The 273-nt window shown below is 60.1% G+C and carries 1 protein-coding gene; it reads right to left on the reverse strand.

The genetic code is table 11. The features are described from left to right. On the reverse strand, window positions 1-273 hold a 273-nt coding region (locus ABG80_RS23040), incomplete at both ends, for a hypothetical protein (protein WP_407638776.1).

The following is a 273-nucleotide window of genomic DNA, read 5'->3' on the forward strand; positions in this document are numbered from 1 at the left end:
GGCACCGGAACGCTCGATAGCTTCCTCGGCGCGGGCCAGCGCATCAGACACAGCAGCCTCGATGAACTCGCGCTTGCTCATGTCGAGCAGGTTCGTCACTTGATCGAGGCGCTCGATCAGCGAGGGATGCACCTTGACGCACATCTGGCGCAGCTCGGTGAGCTGGCCTTGATCAATGGCCTGATCGACCAGCCGGCCCATGTTGGCACCGTGGCTCAGGGCCTTGAGCTTCAGCACCTGAAGCTGGATTACTTCGTCAAAGTTCATGATTCC

The sequence above is a fragment of the Aquabacterium parvum genome (genome assembly GCF_001447195.1).
Lineage (GTDB): Bacteria > Pseudomonadota > Gammaproteobacteria > Burkholderiales > Burkholderiaceae_C > Aquabacterium > Aquabacterium parvum.